Genomic DNA, 23195 nt, shown 5'->3' on the forward strand with positions numbered 1-23195 from the left:
CCTTGCTGCGCTAGTCCTTGCCCGCCATCTTCTTCAGCATCGCGTTGTAGGCCTCGAGGTCGGCGTCTCCATCGGAGTCGGCCTTGCGGTCGTACCGCTTCGCGTCACGGCCGTCCTGCCGCGCCCACTGCGTGAGCAGGGCGACCATGACCACCAGCAGCGGGATCTCGCCCGCCGCCCACGCGATGCCGCCGCCGAGCCGCTGGTCCTCCAGCAGGTTCTGCACCCACGGCAACGCGAGGCCGCGGTAGAACTGCTCGCCGATGACGTTCGCGGAGCTCATCAGCACGACGCCGAAGAACGCGTGGAACGGGATCGACGCGAACAGCAGCCCCAACCGGCCGAGCGGCGGCAGCTTGTTAGGCGACGGGTCCACGCCGATCACCGGCCAGTAGAAGACGTAGCCCGCGAGGATGAAGTGCGCGTTCATCGCGAGGTGCGCCCAGTGGAACGGCAGCGCGGCCTCGAAGAGCCCCGAGAAGTACAGGGCGTAGAAGGAACCGACGAACAACGCCAGCGCCACGAAGGGGTTCGTCAGCAGCCGCGCGACCGGTGAGTGCACGAAGGCCAGCACCCACTCCCGCGGCCCCGGCACCTCCTTGTTGACCGGCAGCGCGCGCAACGCCAGCGTGACCGGTCCACCCAGGACGAACAGGATCGGCGTCAGCATGGACAGCACCATGTGCGCCTCCATGTGCACGCTGAACATCGCGGGCGAGTACCGGCCCATGCCCGACGACGTCGCGAACAACAGCGAGAAACACCCGCACAGCCACGCGACGGTGCGTCCCACCGGCCACTTGTCACCGCGCTTGGTCAGCCGGCGCACGCCCAGGACGTAGAGCAGGGCGAGGGCCAGCGCCGCGGTGCCGAAGACCAGGTCGAAGCGCCAGTCGAACAGGATGGCCGCGAGCGCCGGCGGGCCGTCGAGGTCGTAGCCGATCGCGATCTCCGTGCGGCTGGGCAGTTCGGTGCTGCCACCGGGAGGAGGCGTGCGGGCCAGCGCCACGGCCAGGCCGATGGTGAACATCATCAGCAGGACTTCGAGGCCGGCGAGCTTGAGCAACGCGTGCGGCTTGCCGTCGACCACGCCCTTCACACCGCGTTCGCGCTGGAAGTAGCCGAACACGCCGAGCAGCAGCAGGCACGCCAGCTTGCCGAGCGTCAGCCAGCCGTAGGTGGACGTCACGAGGTCGGCCGGAGTGATGCGCACCAGCGCGTTCACCACGCCCGAGACGGCCATCACGATCCAGCAGACCAGCGCGATCTTCGAGAACCTCGTCGCGGCGAGAGGGAGGTGCGCGCCGCCACGCCTGCCGTGCGCGAGCAGCGCGATCAAGCCGCCCACCCACAGCACCGCCGCGACGAGGTGGAACAGCAGGCTGTTGGTCGCCATGTCGTGCGAGCCGCCGGACGACGAGTGTCCCGTGACCGCAACCGGGACCAACGCGAAGATGGCACCGAACAGCAGGACCGTCGTCCATCCCCACGACAACACCAGACGGCAGCCCAGTGCGAGCAACGCCACGATGATCGCCGTCAGGAGCCACGCCTTGGACTGCTCCAGCAGCATCGCCGTCGCGATCATCTGGCTGAAGCTGAACGAGCTCACCGGACGGTCGATCGCGGCCGCTGTGGTGAACGGCACTGACAGCAGGGCGCCCACAAGCCACACGAGCGCGAACCACCCGGCGGTGCGCATCGCCGCGTAGCCGTCCGCTGCGAGAGTGCCGGACTTCTGCGGTGGCACGAGGAACGCCGCCAGCAACAACGAGCCGATGGTCACCACCGCACCCGTCTCGGTCAGCACTCGCACGATCTGCACCCCCGCCGGGGGGTCGCTCTCGAACGAGCTCAGCAGGACGGCCGCGATGGCCGCCACTGCGAAGCCGATGACGACGAGGGGCACCAAACCCGTTCTGGTGGAGCGTTCGATTGCCACGCCCCGGAGCCTACGACCCTCTAGTGTTGCGCCGTGTGAGACGTTCTGTCCTTCTCCTGCTCGTGCTGCTTCCGCTGACCGGATGCACGTACTCCATCCAGGGCGAACCCGTCGCGGCACCGCTTCCGCCGCTCGCCATCGAGACGCCGCGCAAGACCGCCGGCGTCGACCCGTGCGCCCTGGTGACGGAGAAGGACCTCAAGCCGCTCGGCACGCTCAAGTTCAAGCCCGTGCCGCGGACCGAGCTGGCGAACTCGTGCCTGTACACGCTCAACGAGGGCCCGTACGTGATGGTGGCGGTGCCCTACCGGTCGTTCGACGAGTCGAAGAAGTCCCAGGCGGACGGGCGCGAGATCGAGACCGCCAAGCACGCCACGTGGCTCAGCTGCGCCCGGCAGTCCTCGGACAAGGACATGGTGTGCACGGCCACCATCGCCGTGACGCGCGACGAGTCGTTGCTGGTCGCCATCGGCATGGGCGGCGACGCCACCGAGAGCACGGCGAGCAAGGCGCTGGAGCCGATCCGCCGGGAAGCGCTCAAACGGATGCCGCCTGCCTAGCAGCCCTCCTGGCCAGCAAGGTCGTAGGAATGATCAGCGCCGTGACGAGCGCCACGAACCCGAGTGAGACCACGAGAGAACTGACGTGCGCGAGCCCGCCCACGATCGGCGGCCCCGCGAGGAACCCGGTGTAGGCGATCGTCGTCACGAGCCCGAGCTCACGCTCGCCACCGCTGCCGTCCGCACGTTTGCCGGTCTCGCTCGCGAGGTCCATGACCACGGGGAACGAGAACGCGAGGCCCAGTCCGGCCAGGCCGAACCCGACGTAGCCGGCCGCGGGGAACGGGACGACCACCGCGAGCGCCAGACCCGTCGCGGCCAGGCCTCCACCCGTGGCGAGCAGGCGGTGCGGGCCCAGGCGCCGTTGGATCGGTTCGCCGAACCACCGTGAGAGCGCCATCGTGACGGAGAAGCCCGCATAGGTGTATGCACCCGCCGCGTCGCTCATTCCGCGCTCACGCACCATGAACAACGCCGACCAGTCCGCCGCCGCCCCTTCCGCGATGGCACTGCACAGCGCGACGCTCGCCAACAGCCAGAGAACAGGGCTCTTGAGCACGCTCGCTCGTTCGGTGACTTCTTCCCTATGACGCTCCCCTACTCCTCCGGGGATCCTCTTGGCGATGAGCGCGGTCACCAGCACGCCGACAACCGCCGCCAGGACGAAGTGCTCCATGGGCGTCCAATGCGCCTGAGCGGCCGCAGCGCTGCCCAACGACCCGATGAGCCCGCCCACGCTGAAGCCCGCGTGGAACTGCGGCATCAACGGCCGTTGCAAGGCTCGGACGACGACGACCGCGGCGATGTTCATCGACACGTCCATCGCCGCGACGCTCGCTCCCAGCGCGATGAGCGTCAGTCCGAACTGCAGCGGTGACTGCGACAGCGCGAGCACGGGCAGAAGCAGCGGACTGAGGAGACTGCTCGCTATCAGGACCCCACGCGACCCGTAGACCGCGCAGATCCGTGCCGCCAACGGCGCCGTGAACGCCAGACCGGCGCTCGCCCCGAGCAACGCCAGCCCGAGGCTGCCCACCTCCGCGCCGATCTGTTCGGCGAGCGCGGGCACGCGGGAGGCCCAGGTGCCGAAGACCGCGCCGTTCAAGAGGAAGACGACGAACGTGGCCAGGCGTGGGGACATGCGTTCCAGCATGACTGAAGCGCTTCAGCAGCGCCAGCGATGGGGATGCGATCTCTCGCATACGATGCGTCCGTGGACTCCGACCGCCGACGCAGGCCGACGCTGGACACCGTCGCCGCGGCCGTCGGGGTCTCCAGGGCAACGGTGTCGAACGCGTACAACCGGCCTGATCAGCTGTCGTCGACCCTGCGCGAACGCATCCTCGAGACAGCGCGTTCCCTCGGCTACGCGGGCCCCGACCCGGTAGCCCGCTCACTCGCGACCCGTTCGTCCGCCGCCGTGGGTTTCATGCTGCCGCAGGGCCTGTCCGGCGCGTTCTCGGACCCGGCGCTCTCGATCGTGCTCGACGGCCTGGCCCAGACCGTCGACGGCCACGACCACAGCCTCGTCCTGATGCCAGGCGACTCCACGGGGGGCCCACGCCCGTCGATCGTGTCGCGCGCACAGGCAGACGTGATGGTCGCCTACTCGCTACCCGACTCCGCCCCGGCGTTCGACGCCGTCGCCGCCCGCGGACTGCCACTCGTGGTGATCGACCAGCCGGTGCTGCCGGACTCGGCGCGAGTGGAGGTGCAGGACTACACCGGCACGTGCGCGGCCGCGGCACACCTGCTCGCCCTGGGACACCTCAGGTTCGGCATCCTGACGTTCGCACTGCACCCGGACGGCCTATCAGGACCGGTCTCACCCGAGCGCCGTTCGGCCGTGCCGTTCCGGGTGAGCCGAGACCGCCTGGGCGGCTACCTCGACACTTTGGAAAAAGCCGGGGTGGAACCGGACAATGTCCCGGTGTGGGAGGCGCGCGGCAGTGATCGCGAACTCGGACGTCTAGGCGCGCGGTGGCTACTCACCCGCACGCCACGCCCGAGCGCTTTGCTGTGCACGTCCGACCAACTGGCCTTCGGAGCCCTCCAAGCGGCCCGGGACCTGACCCTGACCGTCCCAGGAGACCTCTCGGTCGTCGGCTTCGACGACGTCCCCGAAGCGGCCTACAGCGACCCGCCGTTGACTACCGTGCGTCAACCCCTGGCCGACAAGGGCCGCAGAGCCGGCGAACTGGCCCTGAAATTACTGGCCGGCGGGAGACCGCCACGGCCAACGAGACTCGACGTTTCCCTCGTGGAGAGAGCCTCAACGGCCCCACGAACGTGATCCGTGTCACGTTTAGACGGTTTTCGTCACCCGTTTGGTCGTAGGGCGGAAACAGTCGATCGACTCCGGACGATGTGTCCGGTGGGGGCACCGGTGGTCGCACTTCGTGGCGGCCTTCGCACCCCTCCAGCCTCTGTAGCTCAGTGGAGAGAGCGAGGGACTTCTAATCCCGAGGTCGCAGGTTCGAATCCTGCCAGGGGCGCCTCAGTGATGAAGGGCCTCTGACCTGTGTGAACAGGTCAGAGGCCTTCTTCGTCACCATCCTGCTGCCCGGTCCACGTCCCGGTGACCGCGAGGAAGTGGTCAGTGATGGCCTTCTCGCAGGGCCCCTCAGCGAACTCCGCGCCGTCGAACTGGGTGTACTGGCCGTAGGAGCTCAGCGAAGGAGCCAGAACCACGCGCCGGGTCGTTGGATCGACCGTCAACAGGCCGCTGTCGAACAGCAGGTGCACGTCAGCGCGCAACAGCACGCCTTCGTCGAGGTTGTGCGTCTCGTGTTCGGCGAAGCTGCGAAGGTGCGCCGCCTGCAGCACTTCAGCCGGACATCGACCAGTGACCGCACACACGTACCCGTAGCGCTGGATCAGGTTCTTCCGGAACTTGTCCTGGCCCTTGCGGGCTTTCGCCTTGACCTCGCGCCGTCCACCTGTAGGTGCTTCTCCGTTCCCTCCGACAGGTGCGTCCTTGCCGGTGACTCTGCGCCGTATCGACCTGATCTTCGCAACGGAACGGGCTTCGGCTGCCTCGGAGGGCAGTGACACGGCAACTCGCGCCAGCATCGCCTCGACCTTGTCGAGGTCGAGAGGCGTGATCGCGTCCTGCGCCACCATGTCGGCGGACGCGTCCTTGAGATCGTCGGCACTGACGGCCCCGTCGAGCGCACACCAGGTCCCGCCGTAATGCGCGACGTACCGAGTGGCACCCGCATGCCCGTCTTCTTGGTCTATGCGACCGATCCGGGCGATGCCGAGTACGTCCTCGTCGTCGTGGATGACAACCACGTGGCCTTCGCGGAGCTCCTGCGAACGACTGGCCCCGTTGTCGTAGACGAAACTCGAACCCAGCACGCCTGCCTCGTCGCTCGGCTGGCCCTGAGCGGAGAACAGCGCCCACGCCTTCGGCTCGTGCTCGGCGCGGATCGCGGCAGCCCGGCGGTGCATCTCCGCCTCATCGGCGCGGAACTCACCGATGATGACCTTGTCCAAGGCTCCGCCACGGGTCGGCTTGCCCTTGTATCCAGGCAATCTGGTTCCGAGGTCGAAGAGCTTGCGCTGCACGCTGTTGACCGACCGGAAGTTGAGCCCGCGGTCCTGCGGAGCGTGGAACGGCAGCTGGCGCAGGAACGCCGCGAGCTGTTGCACAGCGGGGTCGTTGACCCGCTGGGCCACCCGGTCGTTCGAGAACAGCTGCGAGCAGGCGAGGATCAGCTCCTCGCGTGTCCACTTGGGTGGGCGCAGCTCCTTCACCTCGAACCCCAGTCCTTCCAGGACTTGGTTGACGAGGGCGTCGTCCGCGACTTCCAGTGGCGTCAGGGGTGCTTGGCCGGGCAGTTCGCCGTGAGCGGCAGCTGCGATCACCCGCGTGCCGTACCTGCGGGCGCTGTCTGCGATCACGTAGTTGCGGAAGTGGTCGAAGCCGCGCTCGTCGCAGAAGTCGACCAACCCAAGACGGTCGTGCTCCGCCATTGCCGTGCGTACCGCATCTGCGGTGATGTCCCCAAGACCCACCTAAGGACGATTTCAACCAGACGCCGCACAAACAGCCGCCATATGCCGCAATGAGGACTGCTATCGGGCGGTGACGTGCAGAGCTGAATAATCGGCGTGTGGACAAGACGCGGTTGGGCATCGGGCTGGTCGTCGGCGTGCTCGTGGTGCAGACGGCGGCGACCCTGCTGTGGAGCCCCGGCGCGACGCTGACCGGCATCGCGCTGGCCTTCAACGCCGTGGCCGCGGTGTCGGCGTTCCTCTTCGTGCGGCGGGGCGGGCAGGCTGCCTGGGTGGTCGGCGGGTGGTGTGCCGGGTTCTTCGGGTGGCACGTGCTGGGGCTCGGTGAGTTGGCCGGCTGGTGGACGACCGGGCTGGACGCCGCGTTCCTCGTCGGGGGCGGGTACCAGGGGTCGGTCGTCTACCAGGCGGTGCTGGCCACGGCGGCCGGGTTTGCCGTGCACCTGTTGTTGCCTCGTCAGCGCCAGGTTTCCGAGACGTAGGCGTCGAAGCTGGTGGCTGGGCGGTTCAGGAGGCGGGCTACGTCGTCGGTCGGGGTGGCCAGTTTCCCCTTGCGCATGCTTTCGAACATGCCGTTCAGTTCGGTGGTCACCTCTTCTGGGGCGCCTTGGGCCAGCAGGGCTTCGCGGTATTCGGCCGGGGTGAGCTTGACCAGTTCGATGGTGCGGCCGGTGGCTGCGGCGATCTTGGCGACTGCGGTGGCGAAGGTGACTCCTTCCGGGCCGGTGAGGTCGTAGATCCGGCCCTGGTGGTCGTCGGTGGTGAGCGCCAGGGCGGCTACCTCGGCGATGTCCTGGACGTCCACGAACGGTTCCGGGGTGTCGTCGACGGGCAGGGAGAGGCGGCCCGCGTCGATTTCGGGCTGCCAGACCTGCTCGGAGAAGTTCTGGTGGAAGTTGTTGGCCCGCAGGACGGTCCACGGCAGGTCGCTCGAGGTGACCGCCTTCTCGGCGGCGTGCATGCCCCGGAAGACGTCCGGTGGGATCTGGTCGAGGCCACGGCCTGAGAGCAGGACTACGCGGCGGAGGCCTGAGGCCGCGGCCAGTTCCACGAACGGTGACGCTGCGGCCGGGTCTTCCGGGGCGATCAGGTAGGCGGCGGTGGCGCCGTGCAGGAACTGCTTCCAGGTCGACTGGTCGTTCCAGTCGAAGCCGGTCGCGCGGGAGGCCTTGCGGAGGGTGGCGCCGGCGGCTTCGAGGGTGCGGACCACGCGGCGGCCCGTCTTGCCGGTTGCGCCCAGGACGAGGATCTCTTCGGTCATGTGCTCAGCCAACCCGTGTGGGCGGGGAGAGGACATGGGCGAGAGTTCATCGACGATGTTCGATCGTTCGGGCCGTATCGTGGACGGCATGGAGCCGTTCGACGAACTGCTGCGCGGGGTGCGCGCGGATGGCGCCGGTGTGCGCCGGACCGAGATCGACGGAACGCGGGTGTTGCCTGGGCTCACGTTGTACGCGGTGGCGTCGGGTGAGATCAGCGTGCGCGGGGAGACCGCCAGGGCCGGGGACATCCTGGTGGTGCAGGAGTCCGTCGCGGCGCAGGGGCGTGCGTCGGTGGTGAGCGGGACGTACGAGATCACGGGGGCCGTGGCGCGGCGGCTCACCGCGGTGTTGCCGGACGCGCTGGTGGCGCCGGGCGTGGACGGGTGCGCGGAGTTCTACGCCACCATCGGCATGGAAGGGCCGGGGGTGGTGGCGGACCGGTTGCTGGACTGGCTGATGGTGTGCGCGCTCAAGGAGTGGTTCGACCGCGAGCACGGCGACGGGTGGCTCGGTGCCCGGGCCGACGTGGTGGTCGGGCCCGTCCTCGAGGCGATGCACGCGAGTCCCGAACGCTCCTGGACGCTCGCCCTGCTGGCCAAGGAGGCCGGTGTGGCGCGGACGACGCTGGCGGGCAGGTTCGCGAGGCTGGTCGGGGTGCCGCCGCTGACGTACCTCACGGAGTGGCGGATGGCGCTGGCGGCCGATCTGCTGGCCGAGTCGTCGGCGACGGTGGCTTCGGTGGCGCGCAGGGTCGGGTACGCGGACGCGTTCGGGTTCAGCGCCGCGTTCAAGCGCGTGCACGGGTTCAGCCCGAGCGAGTGCCGCACCCGGTGCGCCGCGAGCGCGTGACGTCGAGGCAGCAGCGGACGAAGTCGACGGCCGCCTCACCGGGGTCCGGCAGCCACGCCACAGCCACCTCACTGGGACTCACGCCTCGCACGGGCACGTAGACGATGTCCGGCCGCGAGTAGAAGTGGGACGTGGAAGCCGGAACCAGGGCGATGCCGCAGCCTCCGGCGATCGCGCTGAGGAACTCGTCGGGGTGTTCGGTCACAGCACCGACGCGGACCTCGCGACCGTCTCTTTCGGACAACGCCAGCCAGTGCTCGCGCCAGGTCCCCTTCAGGGCGGGGGCGACGATGACCGGGTCGTCCCACAGCTCGGGGAAGTCGATCGAGGAACGGCCGGCCAGCCGGTGCGCGGAAGGCATTGCCACACAACGGGACTCGCTGAACAACGTCCGCACGCCGAACGTCTCCTCGCCCGGGAACGGTAATCGCAGCAACGCGACGGGCACCTCCGCGCCGGCGAGGCCCGCCGACGGGTCCGACCAGGGGGCCTGCTTCAGGTCGACCCGCCAGCCCGGCCGGACCCTCCCGAACTCGCGGACGATGGCCGGCGTCGCGTCGTTCGCCGCGCTGGCCAGGAAGCCGACGCGCAGCACGCGGGCGGCGCTCCTGGTCTCGCTCACCGCCACGTCCCAGCCCGCGAGCATCGGCGGGACGCGCGCGGCGAGGGCGTGACCGGCCTCCGTCAGCCTCATCCCGGTGCTGGACCGCGTGAACAGCCGCACGCCCAGCTGCGATTCCAGGTGCTTGAGCTGCTTTGTCAGCGACGGTTGCGACACGAAGAGCCGGTGCGCAGCGCGCGTGAGGTTGCCCTCCTCGGCGATGGCGGCGAAGTACCTCAGCAGCCTCGTGTCCACGTCCATGCCGCCCAGGCTATGGAGCCGGACATCAACCACAAGTGAGCACACGCGCCAATTGGTGATCCACGAGGCTCATGCGCACGGTCTGCCGGCTCAAGGTCATGGATACGGCCACCCGTTCGGCGCGCACACCTTCCCGTCCTGCGGGATGAACGCACCCTGAGGAACGCCGCCGGTGATGCGGACGATCTCGTCGTTGGACACGCTGAACGTCTGCTGCATCATCACCGGCGCCGGGCCACCGGCGACGCCACAGGGCTGGTGGCCCTGCCCGAACGCGTGCCCGACCTCGTGGTTGACCATGTACGTCCGGTACGTGTGGAGGTCCGGCAGGAAGGCCACGGCGCCGCGGATCCAGCGGGCGGCGCTGAGGAACACGAAGTTGCCGTCACGGCACGAGACGTCGACCGGGATCTCGAAGCCGCAGACGGTGCGGGCGGTCTGCTGGGACGTCAGCCGCACACGCACCGACGCGGCACCGGAGACGCGCTGCACCGAGCGCGCGCCACGAGCCGTCCAGCCGCGCGGGTCAGCGAGAGTTGCGTCCACGAACGCCGCGAAGGCCTGCTCGTCGACGGTGATGCCGTTCTCGACCTCCACGGCGTAGGTGCGCAACGGACCCGAGCCGACCACCGGACCGCTGCCGGGGACGACGTGGAACGTGCCGGTGCCGGCCACCGGGAACTCCGGGCCGTCGGGCAGGTCCGAGCTGGACGCGTAGACGCGCGGTGGAGGCGGTGGTGGTGCCGGCGAGGACGGGACCTCGGCGCGCGTGGCGTCGGACGTGACCGGCGGCGTGGCCGGAGCGGCCGCGGGGGACGTCTCGCCTGCCGGCTGCGTCGTCGTCAGCAGGATCGCGGTCAGCCCGACCGCCGCCAGAGCCAGGTGCACCCTCATGACGGCAACGCTCGCCGGAACTGATGAAGAACCTGTTTGCGTCCCGCTTGACTGTCGTGAAGGCCTGCATACTTCGGACTGTGTGCGCCCACATCCTCGTCGCGGAGGACAACGTTCACCAGGCTGAACTCGTCCGCCGGTACCTCGAGCACGACGGGCATTCCGTGGTGGTCGTCCACGACGGACGGGCGGCGATCGACGAGACGCGGCGCCGCAACCCCGACCTGCTGGTCCTCGACGTGATGATGCCGCTGGTGGACGGCATCGACGTGATGCGCGCCGTCCGGACCGAGTCGGACGTGCCGATCGTGCTGCTCACCGCGCGGTCCACCGAGGACGACGTGCTGCTCGGGTTCGACCTGGGCGCCGACGACTACATCACCAAACCGTTCCGGCCACGGCAGATGGTCGCGCGGGTGCGGACGATCCTGCGGCGCACCGGCCGTGCGCGCGAGACGAACGCCACGGTGCTCAAGGTCGGCGATCTGACCGTCGATCCGATCCGGCATGAAGTGCGCATCAAGGACGAGCTGGTGAACCTCACTCCGGCCGAGTTCCGGTTGCTGGCCAAGATGGCCGCGCAGCCGCAACGGGTGTTCACGCGCGAGCAGCTGCTGGAGGACGGGTTCATCACCGCTCGCACGGTCGACGTGCACATGATGAAGCTGCGCCGCAAGATCGAGCAGGACTCGCGCCGGCCGGAACGACTCCTCACCGTCTACGGCATCGGGTACAAGCTGGTATGAAAAGCCTCCTCGTCCGGTTCTTCCTGTTCTCCCTGGTGATCGCGGCCTGCTCGATCGCCGTCACGGCGTGGCTCGCGTCGCAGGCGACGACGGGGGCGATCCGGCAGGAGCAGGGCGACGCGCTCGAGACGGACGCGCAGATCTTCGACGAGCTGGTGCGGTACGCGGCCACGCACAGGGACTGGACGGGCGCGAAGTCCACTGTGGACGACATAGCGCGGAAGTACGGTCGCCGCATCGCGTTGACCGACGGCAACGGCACGACACTGGTCGACACCGGGGACGAGAACTCACCGCAGCTGCCTATCACGCCCAAGGCGCTGGTCGACCCGTTGAACGTCAACGGGAAGATCGATCCCAGGGCGGTCGGGCCGTTCAAGCTCGACGACGAGGAGTACCGCACGCTGCACGCCTACGCGGACCAGCTCCTCCAGTGCGTCAGCAGGATCACGATCGTGGAAGCGCCCAACGGACGGCCGCGGCTGTCCAACCTGGGGCCGGGTGAGCTCTCGCAGTGGGACGACTGCTCGGTCGGCTACCGGCTCTACACGCTCACGGTGACGGAGAAGGCCGCGTACGGACAGCTCCAGGCGCTGTTCTCGAAGTGCCTCGGCCAGCGCACCTTCGAGGGCAGGAACTACGACAAGTCGCCCGGCCCCAACACGTTCGACTGGGAGATCACGACCGTCAACGGCGCGCCACCGGAGGTGGTGGCGTGCATGGACAGCTCGCGTCGCGAACAGCTCAGGCCGTTCGTCGCGGCGCCCGCGCAGCTGTTCCTCACCTCACCGACCGGCGACGAGCCGTTGGCGATCGACCTCTCGACGACCGGCGCCACCCGGATCACGGTGGTGGCGCTGGGAATTCTCGCACTCGCCGGGTTCGCGTCGTGGCTCACCGCCACACAGCTCGTGCGGCCGATCCGAGCCCTCACCGCCGCCACGAAGCGCACCGCTGAAGGCGATCGGACGGCACGGGTGGACGGCGGCTCGGGCGAGATCGGCGAGCTCGCGCGGTCGTTCAACGCCATGTCGGAGAAGCTCGCCGAGACCGAACGCCAGCGGCAGGCCATGGTCAGCGACGTCGCGCACGAGTTGCGCACGCCGCTGGGCAACATCACCGGCTGGCTGGAGGCGACGCAGGACGGACTGGCCGAACCGGACCCGCACCTGATCGACATGCTGCTGGAGGAGTCCCTCCTGCTGCAACGACTCGTGGACGACCTGCACGACCTCGCCCAGGCCGACGCGGGCACGTTGCGGCTGCACCCCGAGCCGATCGCGCTGGACGACGTCGTGGACCAGGTCGTCAACGCGCAGCAGAACCGCGAGATCCTGCTGCGCGCGGAGACCACTCCGGTGCACATCACCGCGGACCCGGTGCGGCTGCGGCAGGCGCTCGGCAACCTCGTCGCGAACGCCGTGCGCTACACCCCGCCCGGCGGCGAGGTCGTCGTGAAGCTGTTCCGGTGGCAGGACGAGGCCGTCCTGGAGGTCACGGACACCGGTACCGGCATCGCGCCGGACGACGTGCCGCACGTGTTCGACAGGTTCTGGCGGGCGGACAAGTCCCGCAGCCGCCGCACGGGCGGCAGCGGACTCGGCCTCGCGATCACGCGGCACCTCGTGGAGGCGCACGGCGGCACGGTGTCGGTGACGAGCACCCTCGGCGAGGGGTCGACGTTCCGGATCAGCCTGCTGGCATGAGGCCCAGCAGGTCCACGTTGATCATCCCGGCCGCCTGCGCTCCCTGAGCGGCGGCGACGATCACGATGGCCGTCGGATCCGTGACGTTGCCGGCCGCGTAGACCCCGGGCACGCTCGTGCGGCCCTTGGCGTCCGTGCGCACGAACGGGCCGGCCATCGTCTCCTCGGTCTCGGCACCCAACGCCAGCAGGAACTCGTCACGCGGTTTGACCGGTGCGGAGTACACGAGCGCGTCGGCCGGCACCCGCTCGCCGCCGGAGATCACGGCGACCAGCCGGTCGTCCTCGACCTCGATGCCGTCGACCGACGGCACGTGGGTGACGTCGTCCGACCACTGACGGACCAGCGCGACCTTCATCTCCTCGCCGAAGACGACGAGCTTCTGGTCGCGGACCTCGTAGCCGTGGCAGTACGGGCAGCCGAAGACGTCACGGCCCCAGCGTTCACGCAGGTTGTCCGGCACCTCGTCGACCAGGCCGGTCGCGAACAGCAGGCGCTTCGCACGCACCGTGCGCTCGCTCAGGTCGACCGCGAACCCGTCGTCGAGCGCCGTGACGCCGCGAGCCTCGTCGTTGACGATCTCTCCGCCATAGCCCTCGACCTCCGCCCTGCCGTGCTTGAGCAGTTCCAACGGCGAGAAGCCGTCGCGAGAGAGGTAGTTGTGCATGTGCGCGGCCGGCGCGTTGCGCGGCTCGGCACCATCGACCACGAGCACGCTGCGGCGCGCCCTGGTCAGCATCAGAGCGGCGCTCAGTCCGGCCGCTCCCCCACCAATGATCACCACTTCGTACGTCATGGTTCGAGAGTGCGGTCGACAGTCCAGTTTTGGCAAAGTAAGTTGCTGTTATGGCAACAACCGTGGGGCAACGGCTCGCCGCGCTGCGGGCCGAGCACGACCTGACACTGGCGTCGTTGTCCGAGATGACGGGCATCTCGAAGTCGACGCTGTCGCGCCTGGAGACCGACCAGCGCAAGCCGACGCTGGAGCTGCTGCTGCCGTTGTCGCGGACCTACCAGGTGTCGCTGGACGACCTGGTCGGGGCGCCCGAGGTGGGCGATCCGCGCGTCACCATGAAGCCGCGCCAGCTCGACCACGGCCGCGTGGGCATCCCGCTGACCCGCTCGCTCGGGCCGCTGCAAGCGTGGAAGATGATCATCACGGATTCAGAGCTGCACGAACCGCGGGTGCACGAGGGCTACGAGTGGTTCTACGTGCTGAGCGGGCGGATCCGGATGCGCCTCGGCGACAAGGAGATCGTGCTGCGCGCGGGCGAGGTGGCCGAGTTCGACTGCCGGCAGCCGCACAGCTTCAGCAGCGCGGACGGCAAGCCCGCTGAGATCATCAGCCTGTTCGGCAAGCAGGGAGAACGCATCCACACCCGCGCGGCGCCGCCGAACAGGTCATAGTGGAGGCATGTGCCGAAACATCCGGGTGCTCCACAACTTCGAACCGCCCGCCACGTCCGACGAGGTGCAGGCCGCCGCGCTGCAGTACGTGCGGAAGGTGGGCGGGGCCGCGAAACCGTCCGCGGCGAACCAGGCCGCGTACGACAAGGCCGTCGCGGCCGTGGCGGCGGCGACGCAGGAACTGCTCGACGCGCTGGTGACCACGGCGCCGCCGAAGGACCGCGAGGTCGAGGCTGCGAAGGCCAAGGCGCGTGCGGCTGAGCGCTACGGCAGTTAGTTCCGCACGCGGGTGTCGAGGTACATGCAGATCAGCTTGGCCGCGATGCCCGCGGAGCCGACGATGAAGGCCTGGTCAGGGCCCAGCGTGACGGCGATGGCCCACAGCAGCAGTGCGATCAGCACGAGGATGATCGTCACCTGCATCGCGTGCGGCCAGTTGCCGGGGTGGACGAGCCACCTCTCCAGCTGCCGAGGCTGCGGAACCTCCACGTCACCCGCTCTATCGGGTGAACGCTCCGCCTTGACCGCCATCGTGCTCCCTCGTCGTGACGCCTCCTGGTGAACTCCATTCTCCTGAGTTGATCTTCTACGGAGGGTTACTCCCGCTGGTCTTGCGGTGAGCGTTCGGTGAGCGTCGGCGAACGGCAGACGAACGGTCATGCGCATGATCGGTTACCGGTCGGTCACCATCCGTTCACCGATTGCGACGTAGGTCGCAACGCTACGTGTCACCCACTCGGGTGACTGATCGACGCTGAGTAGCGGTTGCGCCGTTCGGAGCAGCCCCGTTTCTGTCAGACCTCTTGGATAACGTCAGGTGAAGCTCGCGGTACGAGGGGAGAAAACGTTGCCGGACAACAACGTCAGCGTCACCGCACTGTCGTTCACCGAGTACGTCATGAGCGGTCAGCGTGGGCGCATCAACATCGTGTCGGAACAGCGGGGGATGTACCTGGCCTCCGATACGCGGGTGTGCGGGTTCTACAACCCGATCCGCGACGCCATGCGACGAGCGGTCAACGCGACCGAACCCGAGATCGAGCTCAAGAAGGCGATCATGAACGCCAACCGCACGGGGCAGCCGCGGGCGTTCGAGGAGATCGCCGACGGCTTCCTGCCCTGGCTGGCGTCGTTCAAGGCGACGGGGGTGCCGGTGGAGGGCGCCACCTACCGCGCCGGCGAACTGACGCTGAAGGTGCGGCCGCACCTGGGGCTGCGCAAGAAGGACGGCACGACGTACGCGGTGCTCGTGCACACCAAGGAGGTGCCGCTGACCAGGGAGGCGGCGAACGTCGGGCTGCGGATCCTGCAGCACACGGTCGCCGACACACTGCCGGGCGCCATCCCGATGGTGCTCGACGCGCGGCGCGGCAAGGCGTACCAGATGCCGGCGCGCACGAACCTCGGGAAGCTCGACGTGCTGATCGCCGCCGAGGCGATGGGGTACGTGACGCACTGGAAGCTGTCCGGCCTGTTCGAGTCCGTTCAGGTCGGGTAGGGGGATGAGACGACGCGGCCCGCCTGGGGGGTCGGGCCGTGTCGTCGGCACGTTCCAGTTCGTGTGATCAGCAGGTCTGGAGAAGCGCGGCCAGCGCGTCGTACTCCGGCTGGTCCACGGTCAGCTTGTAGCTGACCTTCACCGAGATCCAGTGCCGCGCGTACGTGCACCCGTACGCCGCGACCGGCGGCTTCCACTTCGCTGGGTCCTGGTCGCCCTTGGAGCGGTTGGACTTCGCGGTCACCGCGATCAGCTGGATGCCGCCGAGGTCGTTGGCGAACGCCTTGCGCTCGTCGTCGGTCCACTTGTCGGCGCCCGAGCGCCACGCTTCGGCGAGCGGCACGGTGTGGTCGATGTCGACCTCGCCGGCCTCCTTGACCACCACGCCGTCGTAGACGCTGTTCCAGGCGCCCGAGGTGGCCTTGCAGTCCTTGTCCGCTTTCACGTCGGTGCCCTGGCGCTGCAGCACGATCTCCCTGGTGTCACAGGAGTTCCCCTGCGAGGCCCAGTGCGGGAAGCGGTCGCGGCTGTAGCCGGCCATCTTGCCCTCGGGCGCGATCTTCAGGGCGGCGAGGTCCGCCGAACCGGTCGGAACGGGAACGGGCGTGGTGGGCGGGTTCTCCTGTGACGACTGGAGATTCGTGAGGTACCAGCCGACCGCCACGAGCAGCACGAAGACCACCAGTGACGTCACCGCCGCGCGATTCATGCGCCCATGATCGACCATGCCGATCACGGACCGGTCACCCGGCCCGTGATCAGCGTGTCGGGTCTACGGGCGCGAGGTCAGGTAGCCGCCCATGTGCCGGAAGTACTCCTGCGCCTCGAGCTCGGTGCCATCGGCGGTACGAACCTTCTTGACCAGCAACGCCTTGCTCTTGCCGCGGCGGGCCTCGGCGCCGGCGACGATCGTCACGCCGTCGCCCTCGCGGTAGAAGATGCGGCCGGGAGTGCCTCCGTAGACCTCGGCGGAGACGTCCGCCTCGATGATCTCCAGGCGCTGGCCGCGGTGGAAGCAGAACGCGCTGGGGTACGGCGCGCACTGCGCTCGCACCAGGCGGTCCAGTTCCTCGGCGGTCCAGGTGAAGTCGATGCGCAGGTCCTCCTCGGCGCGCTTGTGGAAGAACGAGGCCTGCGAACGGTCCTGCTTCACGAAGTCGGTGCGGCCGGAGGCGATCTCGGCGAGACCGTCGACCGTGATCGGGCCGAAGAGCTCCAGCGTCTTCTCGAACAGCACGGCCGTGGTGTCGCGCGGGCCGACCGGGACCGAGCGCTGCAGCACGATGTCGCCGGCGTCGAGCGTGTCGTCCATCATGTGCGCCGTCACGCCGACTTCCTTCTCGTCGTTGAGAAGCGCCCAGATCAACGGCGAGAAGCCCGCGTACTTCGGCAGCAGCGAGTCGTGCACGTTCAACGTGCCGTGCTCGGGCAGCGCGAAGACCTGCGGCGGGATCCACGTCCGCCAGTTGCAGGCGACGATCACGTCGGGCTCGGCGGCCTTGAGCGCGTCGAGCAGCTCCTGGTCCTCCGGCCGTTCGCGGACGAGGACGTCGACGCCGTTCTCGCGGGCCAGGTCCTCGACCGAATCGCTCCAGACCTTCTCGTACGCGCCTTCACCCTTGGGGTGGGTCACCACCAGGACGACCTCGTGCTCGGACGCCAAAAGTGCCTGCAGGGTGCGATGACCCCAGGTCTGGAACCCGAACATGACGACCCTCATGGGGGTGTCCTCCTTCACTTCGGTGCGATACGGTCAGGCTAACCTAACTGACGGCTTGCGAAGATAGCTTAGGCTCCCCTAAGTTCGGTGCTCATGCATCCGATCTACGACATCGTCGGTATCGGGTTCGGTCCCTCGAACCTGGCGCTCGCCATCGCTTTGACCGAGCACAACGAGCAGGCCGAAACCCCTGTCACGGCGGTGTTCCTGGAACGCCAACAGGCGTTCGGCTGGCATCGGGGCATGCTCCTGGACGACGCCACCATGCAGGTGTCGTTCCTCAAGGACCTCGTCACCATGCGGAACCCGACCAGCCGGTTCTCGTTCCTCTGCTACCTGCGGGACCGGGGACGGCTGATCGACTTCGTCAACCACAAGAACCTGTTCCCGCTGCGCGTCGAGTTCCACGACTACTTCGAGTGGGCCGCCGCCCAGGTCGACGATGTGGTCTCTTACGGCACCGAAGCCGTTGGCGTGGAAGCGATCCAGGACGACCTGTACGAGGTGACGACGGCCACGGGTGACGTGTACCACGCCCGCAACCTGATCTTCGCGACCGGACTGCGCCCGGCCGTGCCCGAGGGCATCACGCTGTCGGATCGCGTGTGGCACAACAGCGAGTTCCTGCACCGCGTCGGCACGTTGAAGGACCCGAAGCGCTGTGTCGTCGTCGGTGCCGGGCAGAGCGCCGCGGAGGCCGTGGCGTACCTGCACCGCGAGTTCCCCGGCGCCGAGGTGTGCTCGGTGTTCTCCCGCTACGGCTACTCCCCCGCGGACGACAGCTCGTTCGCGAACCGGATCTTCGACCCCGATGCCGTCGACCACTACTTCGACGCCCCGGACGCCGTGAAGCAGCGGTTGATGGACTACCACCGCAACACCAACTACTCCGTGGTCGACGTCGACCTGATCGCGCAGCTCTACCGCACCGAGTACCAGGAGAAGGTGCTGGGCACCGAGCGCCTGAAGATGATGAAGATGACCCGGCTCGTCGCGGTCGAGGAGTCGGCGGACGGCGCGCGTGCGGTGGTCCAGTCGCTCGTCACCGGCGAACAGGAGTTCGTCGACACCGATCTCGTGCTGCTCGCGACCGGCTACGACGAGGCCGCGCCGATGCTCGGTGCGCTCGACGAGACCTGCTCCCGAGACGAGACGGGTCGTCTCGTCGTGGGCCGCGACTACCGCGTGCAGACGTCGCTCAGGGGCGGCATCTACCTGCAGGGCGGCACCGAGCACTCGCACGGCATCACGTCGTCGCTGCTGTCCAACGTCGCGGTGCGCTCGGGTGAGATCCTGACGTCCGTGCTGACCAACACTCCTGTCCCGGTCCTCGCGACCGCGTGAAACTCGATCTCAAGCTGACGGGCTGCCGGGCCATCACGATGGACCCGGCACGCCCCGCCGCGCACACCATCGGCATCTGGCAGGGCCGCATCGCGGGACTGGACGGGCAGGTCGCGGACCTGCCCGCCGCCGAGACCGTCGACCTGGGCGGGACCGTGGTGCTGCCCGGCTTCATCGACGCCCACACGCACCTCGCGTGGAACGGCCGCCGCACGATCGACATCACCGGGCTGACCGCGATCACCCAGATCCTCGACCGGCTCGCCGGTGCGCCCGGCACGGGCTGGATCGAGGCGTCCGGCTACGACCGCCGGATCATGGACCGCCCGCTCACCGCACTGGACCTCGACCGGATCAGCGGCGGCAGGCCGGTGTACGTCGCCGACCTGTCCGGGCACGCCTGCGTCGTGAACTCCGTGGTGCTGAACCGTCTTCCAGGAATCACGAGCGACGGCTGGCTGACCGAGGACGAGCAGCTGGCCGCTCGCACGTTGCGGCTGCCGTACTCGCTCGGCGAGATCACCGCCGAGCTGCAGGAGAGCGCCCGCCAAGTGCTGTCCGAGGGCGTCACGATGTGCGCCGAGGCGGGCATCGGCGCCGGCCTGATCGCCAGCAGCCCGCTCGAAGCCGCCGCGTACCAACGCGCCCGGCTGCCGATCCGCGTGCAGCTCATGGTGTCCGCGCACGTCCTGCACGACGTCACCGCGGATGCGTCCGACGGCGTTCCGCGCGCGATCGACCTCGGCCTGCACACCGGGTTCGGCGACGACATGCTGTCGCTCGGAGCCCTGAAGCTGTGGACCGACGGCGGCATGATGGCGCGCACGGCCGCGTTGTCCGAGCCGTACCTCGGGACCGGTGGCTCGGGCCAGCTCGCCGACTCCGAGGAGTCCATGCGGGCGGCGGTCGTCGACGGTCACCACGCCGGCTGGCAGCTCGCGATCCACGCGATCGGCGACAGGGCCATCGACTTCGCCTTGGACGCCGTCCAGGAAGCGCAACGGCAACGCCCGCGCCCCGAAGCGCGGCACCGCATCGAGCACTGCGGTCTCGTCCGCCCGGACCAGCTCGGCCGGATCGCCGAACTCGGCGTCGTTCCCGTGATCCAGCCGACCTTCCTGCACTCCTACGGCGACGACTACAGCGAGATCATGGGCGCGCACCGGGCCCCGTGGATGTACCGCGGACGTGCGTTCCTCGACCACGGCATCACGATCGCGGGCAGCTCGGACCGGCCGGTGGCGGACGGAGCCCCGTTGCGCGCCATCGAGTTCATGGTGCGCCGGAGGTCGTCCAGCGGCCGGGCGGTCGGGCCGGACGAGGCGATCACCGTCGAGGAGGCGATCCGCGCGTACACGCTCGGCAGCGCCTACGCGTGCCGCAAGGAGCACGTGCTGGGCAGCCTCACCCCGGGCAAGCTCGCGGACCTCGTCGTGCTCGGCGACGACCCGCGCACGAGCGACGCGATCGCGGAGATCCCCGTGCTGGCCACCATGGTCGGCGGCACCCTCATGACTCAGCGATCTTCTTGATGGCGGCCAGCCGCTGATCCCACTGGGAGGCGAGCGAGGCCATCCACGAGGCGGTGGCGTCGAGCGCGACCGACCGGACGGAGAAGTTGTTCTCCCGGCCGGCGCGCTCGGACGCCACCAGCTCCGCCTTCTCCAGCACGGCCAGGTGTTTCACGATCGCCTGCCGGCTCACCGGCAGTTCGGCGGCGAGCGCCGACGCCGACGCGGCCCCCTTCGCCGCGACCAGGTCGAGGATCCGCCGGCGCATCGGATCGGCGAGCGCGGCCAAGACGTCGTCGACCTGACTCACGCGCACACCCTTTCTGCAACCGGACGGTTGCAGAACAGGCTACTGCAGGTGGAAGGTCGCGGCCAACGTCGTCAGGCGGTCGGTGATGTCGGCGTGGACGTTCGCGCGCCGGACCCAGTTCTCACTGCCCGACGCCGCGGACGGCGGGGTGCCCAGCGGCGTGACCGCGTCCGTGACGCCGTACTCCAGCCGGTACGCGAGCACCGCGATCGCCGACTCGAGCCAGAACGACGGGTCCGGCGTGGGGATCTCGCCCAGCCCGACCCGGAACCACACCGGCATCCGCGCGTACTGCCCGAGCGCCTCCGAGAGGCGCCGCGCGGCCGCGTCCTTGATCTCGCCGCGAGCCTTCTCCCCCGCGAGCACGGCCTCGGTGCGCCACTCCTCGCCCATGGCGTCCTCGTCGGCCTCCAGCCGCTCGGCCGCCCGCTGCGCGCTGGCCTCGTTCGCGTTGATCAGCCACTCCATCTGGCGCACCTCGTGCGACAGCGCGTCCCGCTCGAACCGGGGCACCCGCCCACCGTCCAGTTTGGACCTGGCGTCGTCGCGGCGGGCCTTGAGCCCGTCGAACTCCAGCACCTCCTGCCGCAGTGCGACCCGAGCCGGATCAGCGAGGATCTCCTGCTCCGCGTCCCACGCCCTGCGCAACGCCTCGACCAGCGGCTCGACCTCACCGGTCACCGCGTCGAGCTCGGCCGGCGGCCCGTCACCGGCACCGGACAACCGCCGCTGCAGCACCGTCAACCGGGCCGTGACGCGCTCGAGCTCCGCCGTGAGCTGACCGACGTGACTGATCAACGTGGCGACCTGCGGCTCGACCACGTCGAGCCGTTCCTTCTCCGTGGGCACCCGACCAGCGAACCGGACACAGTGGACCGCGAAAAGCGGGTACCCGGCGAATGCACGCATTAGAGGCGTGGTTCCGCCCAGCCGTGGAACCACCCTCACGCACCGTCACAACGCTGGGTGAACCCGGACAAAACGAGGTATTAATAGATAATGGCGACCTCCGTTACTGAGACCGAACGCAAGTACGAGGCACCATCGGACGCGAGTCTGCCGGACCTCACCGAGATCACCGGCGTGGCGACCGGCCCGGAGGAGTTCGACCTCGAAGCCACCTACTTCGACACGGACGACTACCGCCTGGCCCGCGCGGGCGTGACCCTGCGCAGGCGGGTGGGCGGCAACGACGAGGGCTGGCACCTCAAGCTCCCGGCAGGTGAGGACTCCCGCCAGGAACTCCACGTCCCCCTGGGCCGCGCGGTGAAGAAGCCCCCGAAGGACCTCTCCTCCCTGGTCCGCGCCCACACCAGGGGCGGCGACCTGACCCCGGTGGCGGAGATCCGCACGAACCGCCGCCGCTGGCAGCTGACCAACGACAAGGGCGACATGCTCGCCGAGGTGGTCGACGACGTCGTCACCGCCCAGACCATGGGCTCCTCCACGACCACCACCTCGTGGCGCGAGATCGAGGTGGAACTGGGCGAGAGCGGCGACCGGGCCCTCCTGGACACCGTGGAACGCCACCTGGGCGACGCGGGCATCGTCCCGTCGTCCTCGAAGTCCAAGCTCTCCCAGGTGATCGGCGTGAAACGCGACTCCGGCCCCACCCTCGGCAAGAAGCCGACGGCAGGCGACGTCGTCCTCGCCTACCTCTACGAACAACGAGCCGCCCTCCAGAACCAGGACCCGCGAGTCCGTCGCAACGAGGACGACGCCGTCCACCAGATGCGAGTGGCCACCCGCCGCATGCGCTCGGCCCTCCAGGCCTTCGGCAAGATCGTCGACCGCGAACAGACCCGCGCCCTGACCGACGAGCTGAAGTGGCTGGCCTCGGTCCTGGGCACCTCGCGCGACCTCGAAGTGCTCCGCATGCGCTTCGAAGAGGGCCTGCACGCCCTCCCGCCCGAACTGGTCCTCGGTGACGTGGCAGCCCGCATGACCCGCCACTTCGCGCCCCTGGAAGCCAAGGCGCACAAGGACTCCGTGGCAGCGCTGAACAGCGAGCGCTACTTCACCCTCCTCAACACCATCGACACGCTGCTGACCACGCCTGCGCTGACCTCGCTGGCTTCGGGCAAGGCGAAGGACGTCCTCCCGCGCCTCGTGGAGAAGGCCCGTCACCGCCTCGACGTCCGCGTGGAGGAGGCCCTCGCCACCACGAACAGCGACGAACCGCTCCACGAGGCCCGCAAGGCGGCGAAGCGCCTCCGCTACTCGGCCGAGGTCGCCGAACCAGCACTGGGCAAGCACGCCAAGGCGTTGCGCAAGCGCGCGAAGGACGTCCAGACCCTCCTGGGCGACCACCAGGACTCGGTAGTCGCACGCCCAGTTCTGCTGGACCTGGGCAGGGGCGACGAGAACGGCTTCACGTTCGGCCTGCTCTACGGCAAAGAGGTGGAGCTGGCGCACAAAACAGAAGCAGCTCTCCCCGCCCTGTGGCACAAGCTGAGCAAGGAACACCTCTGACCACACGGGCACAGCGGCGAAATTGGTCTGAACCTTGACACCGAATCCCCGCCCCTGAAACCGTGACCGAACGCCGCCAGGTCCGCCCATGC

At 68.9% G+C, this 23195-nt stretch carries 24 protein-coding genes and 1 tRNA gene; 13 read left to right on the forward strand and 12 right to left on the reverse strand.

Annotated elements, in window-relative coordinates; genetic code table 11:
* Window positions 1–10: 10 nt before the first annotated feature.
* Window positions 11–1942 (reverse strand): bifunctional copper resistance protein CopD/cytochrome c oxidase assembly protein, encoded by a 1932-nt coding sequence (locus tag DFR72_RS37375; RefSeq protein WP_245983794.1) that lies wholly within the window; start codon window positions 1940–1942, stop codon window positions 11–13.
* A 35-nt stretch (window positions 1943–1977) separates the two neighbouring features.
* On the opposite strand from DFR72_RS37375, the gene DFR72_RS37380 reads away from it, so the two are divergent.
* A complete protein-coding gene (locus tag DFR72_RS37380) occupies window positions 1978–2502 on the forward strand; it encodes a hypothetical protein (RefSeq protein WP_143086935.1) in 525 nt (174 codons plus the stop codon).
* Here DFR72_RS37380 and DFR72_RS37385 read toward each other — a convergent pair.
* A complete protein-coding gene (locus DFR72_RS37385) occupies window positions 2480–3643 on the reverse strand; it encodes an MFS transporter (RefSeq protein ID WP_090071493.1) in 1164 nt (387 codons plus the stop codon). The genes DFR72_RS37380 and DFR72_RS37385 overlap by 23 nt on opposite strands.
* 72 nt (window positions 3644–3715) lie before the next feature.
* Between DFR72_RS37385 and DFR72_RS37390 the strand changes: the two genes are divergently transcribed.
* Window positions 3716–4795 carry a LacI family DNA-binding transcriptional regulator gene (locus DFR72_RS37390; RefSeq protein WP_090071334.1) on the forward strand — a complete coding sequence of 360 codons (1080 nt, stop codon included), beginning with the start codon at window positions 3716–3718 and terminating at the stop codon, window positions 4793–4795.
* 129 nt (window positions 4796–4924) lie between these two features.
* A tRNA-Arg gene (locus DFR72_RS37395) sits at window positions 4925–4997 on the forward strand.
* 37 nt (window positions 4998–5034) lie between these two features.
* On the opposite strand, the gene DFR72_RS37400 is transcribed toward DFR72_RS37395, so the two are convergent.
* Window positions 5035–6522: an HNH endonuclease gene (locus DFR72_RS37400; protein ID WP_484169624.1), complete on the reverse strand. Its 1488-nt coding sequence runs from the start codon at window positions 6520–6522 to the stop codon at window positions 5035–5037.
* Window positions 6523–6620: 98 nt separating this feature from the next.
* Here DFR72_RS37400 and DFR72_RS37405 point away from each other — a divergent pair, with 98 nt between their 5' ends.
* Complete coding sequence (locus DFR72_RS37405) at window positions 6621–7004, forward strand: hypothetical protein (protein ID WP_090071338.1); 384 nt, start codon at window positions 6621–6623, stop codon at window positions 7002–7004.
* Here DFR72_RS37405 and DFR72_RS37410 read toward each other — a convergent pair.
* Window positions 6980–7783 (reverse strand): NAD(P)H-binding protein, encoded by an 804-nt coding sequence (locus DFR72_RS37410; RefSeq protein WP_090071340.1) that lies wholly within the window; start codon window positions 7781–7783, stop codon window positions 6980–6982. The two genes, DFR72_RS37405 and DFR72_RS37410, sit on opposite strands and share 25 nt — an antisense overlap.
* A gap of 88 nt (window positions 7784–7871) precedes the next feature.
* Between DFR72_RS37410 and DFR72_RS37415 the strand changes: the two genes are divergently transcribed.
* Window positions 7872–8633, forward strand: a complete 762-nt coding sequence (locus tag DFR72_RS37415; protein WP_090071495.1) for an AraC family transcriptional regulator — start codon at window positions 7872–7874, stop codon at window positions 8631–8633.
* On the opposite strand, the gene DFR72_RS37420 is transcribed toward DFR72_RS37415, so the two are convergent.
* Both DFR72_RS37420 and DFR72_RS37425 read right to left on the reverse strand, forming a co-directional pair.
* Window positions 8590–9495, reverse strand: a complete 906-nt coding sequence (locus DFR72_RS37420; RefSeq protein WP_090071342.1) for a LysR family transcriptional regulator — start codon at window positions 9493–9495, stop codon at window positions 8590–8592. The genes DFR72_RS37415 and DFR72_RS37420 overlap by 44 nt on opposite strands.
* Before the next feature lie 96 nt (window positions 9496–9591).
* Window positions 9592–10389, reverse strand: a complete 798-nt coding sequence (locus DFR72_RS37425) for a DUF3152 domain-containing protein (RefSeq protein WP_090071344.1) — start codon at window positions 10387–10389, stop codon at window positions 9592–9594.
* Between the two features lie 80 nt (window positions 10390–10469).
* Here DFR72_RS37425 and DFR72_RS37430 point away from each other — a divergent pair, with 80 nt between their 5' ends.
* Complete coding sequence (locus tag DFR72_RS37430; RefSeq protein ID WP_090071346.1) at window positions 10470–11135, forward strand: response regulator transcription factor; 666 nt, start codon at window positions 10470–10472, stop codon at window positions 11133–11135.
* A complete protein-coding gene (locus DFR72_RS37435; RefSeq protein WP_090071348.1) occupies window positions 11132–12841 on the forward strand; it encodes a sensor histidine kinase in 1710 nt (569 codons plus the stop codon). Before DFR72_RS37430 ends, DFR72_RS37435 begins: the two co-directional genes overlap by 4 nt.
* Here the strand turns inward: DFR72_RS37435 and DFR72_RS37440 are convergent.
* A complete protein-coding gene (locus tag DFR72_RS37440) occupies window positions 12825–13637 on the reverse strand; it encodes an NAD(P)/FAD-dependent oxidoreductase (RefSeq protein ID WP_090071350.1) in 813 nt (270 codons plus the stop codon). The genes DFR72_RS37435 and DFR72_RS37440 overlap by 17 nt on opposite strands.
* Before the next feature lie 50 nt (window positions 13638–13687).
* Here DFR72_RS37440 and DFR72_RS37445 point away from each other — a divergent pair, with 50 nt between their 5' ends.
* Together DFR72_RS37445 and DFR72_RS37450 are read left to right on the forward strand one after the other, a co-directional pair.
* Window positions 13688–14248: a helix-turn-helix domain-containing protein gene (locus DFR72_RS37445; protein ID WP_090071352.1), complete on the forward strand. Its 561-nt coding sequence runs from the start codon at window positions 13688–13690 to the stop codon at window positions 14246–14248.
* A gap of 7 nt (window positions 14249–14255) precedes the next feature.
* On the forward strand, window positions 14256–14525 hold the full coding sequence (locus DFR72_RS37450) for a DUF2277 domain-containing protein (protein WP_090071353.1): 270 nt from the start codon (window positions 14256–14258) through the stop codon (window positions 14523–14525).
* On the opposite strand, the gene DFR72_RS37455 is transcribed toward DFR72_RS37450, so the two are convergent.
* Window positions 14522–14737 (reverse strand): hypothetical protein, encoded by a 216-nt coding sequence (locus tag DFR72_RS37455; RefSeq protein WP_090071354.1) that lies wholly within the window; start codon window positions 14735–14737, stop codon window positions 14522–14524. The genes DFR72_RS37450 and DFR72_RS37455 overlap by 4 nt on opposite strands.
* Before the next feature lie 358 nt (window positions 14738–15095).
* Between DFR72_RS37455 and DFR72_RS37460 the strand changes: the two genes are divergently transcribed.
* Window positions 15096–15746 (forward strand): hypothetical protein, encoded by a 651-nt coding sequence (locus DFR72_RS37460; protein WP_245983795.1) that lies wholly within the window; start codon window positions 15096–15098, stop codon window positions 15744–15746.
* A gap of 67 nt (window positions 15747–15813) precedes the next feature.
* Here the strand turns inward: DFR72_RS37460 and DFR72_RS37465 are convergent, their stop codons facing one another.
* Window positions 15814–16455 (reverse strand): HNH endonuclease family protein, encoded by a 642-nt coding sequence (locus DFR72_RS37465; protein WP_090071355.1) that lies wholly within the window; start codon window positions 16453–16455, stop codon window positions 15814–15816.
* A 63-nt stretch (window positions 16456–16518) separates the two neighbouring features.
* On the reverse strand, window positions 16519–17466 hold the full coding sequence (locus DFR72_RS37470) for a methionyl-tRNA formyltransferase (RefSeq protein WP_090071498.1): 948 nt from the start codon (window positions 17464–17466) through the stop codon (window positions 16519–16521).
* 93 nt (window positions 17467–17559) lie between these two features.
* On the opposite strand from DFR72_RS37470, the gene DFR72_RS37475 reads away from it, so the two are divergent.
* Both DFR72_RS37475 and DFR72_RS37480 read left to right on the forward strand, forming a co-directional pair.
* Window positions 17560–18810, forward strand: a complete 1251-nt coding sequence (locus DFR72_RS37475) for a lysine N(6)-hydroxylase/L-ornithine N(5)-oxygenase family protein (RefSeq protein WP_090071356.1) — start codon at window positions 17560–17562, stop codon at window positions 18808–18810.
* Window positions 18807–20342, forward strand: coding sequence for an amidohydrolase (locus DFR72_RS37480; protein ID WP_211335661.1), 1536 nt, complete (start codon window positions 18807–18809; stop codon window positions 20340–20342). Before DFR72_RS37475 ends, DFR72_RS37480 begins: the two co-directional genes overlap by 4 nt.
* Here the strand turns inward: DFR72_RS37480 and DFR72_RS37485 are convergent.
* Complete coding sequence (locus DFR72_RS37485) at window positions 20320–20631, reverse strand: ArsR/SmtB family transcription factor (protein WP_090071500.1); 312 nt, start codon at window positions 20629–20631, stop codon at window positions 20320–20322. The genes DFR72_RS37480 and DFR72_RS37485 overlap by 23 nt on opposite strands.
* A gap of 39 nt (window positions 20632–20670) precedes the next feature.
* Window positions 20671–21480: a hypothetical protein gene (locus tag DFR72_RS37490; RefSeq protein ID WP_090071504.1), complete on the reverse strand. Its 810-nt coding sequence runs from the start codon at window positions 21478–21480 to the stop codon at window positions 20671–20673.
* A 150-nt stretch (window positions 21481–21630) separates the two neighbouring features.
* On the opposite strand from DFR72_RS37490, the gene DFR72_RS37495 reads away from it, so the two are divergent.
* Window positions 21631–23103 carry a CYTH and CHAD domain-containing protein gene (locus tag DFR72_RS37495; protein ID WP_090071358.1) on the forward strand — a complete coding sequence of 491 codons (1473 nt, stop codon included), beginning with the start codon at window positions 21631–21633 and terminating at the stop codon, window positions 23101–23103.
* Window positions 23104–23195 lie beyond the last annotated feature (92 nt).

The sequence above is a fragment of the Lentzea flaviverrucosa genome, from assembly GCF_003350445.1.
Classification (GTDB): Bacteria; Actinomycetota; Actinomycetes; order Mycobacteriales; family Pseudonocardiaceae; genus Lentzea; species Lentzea californiensis.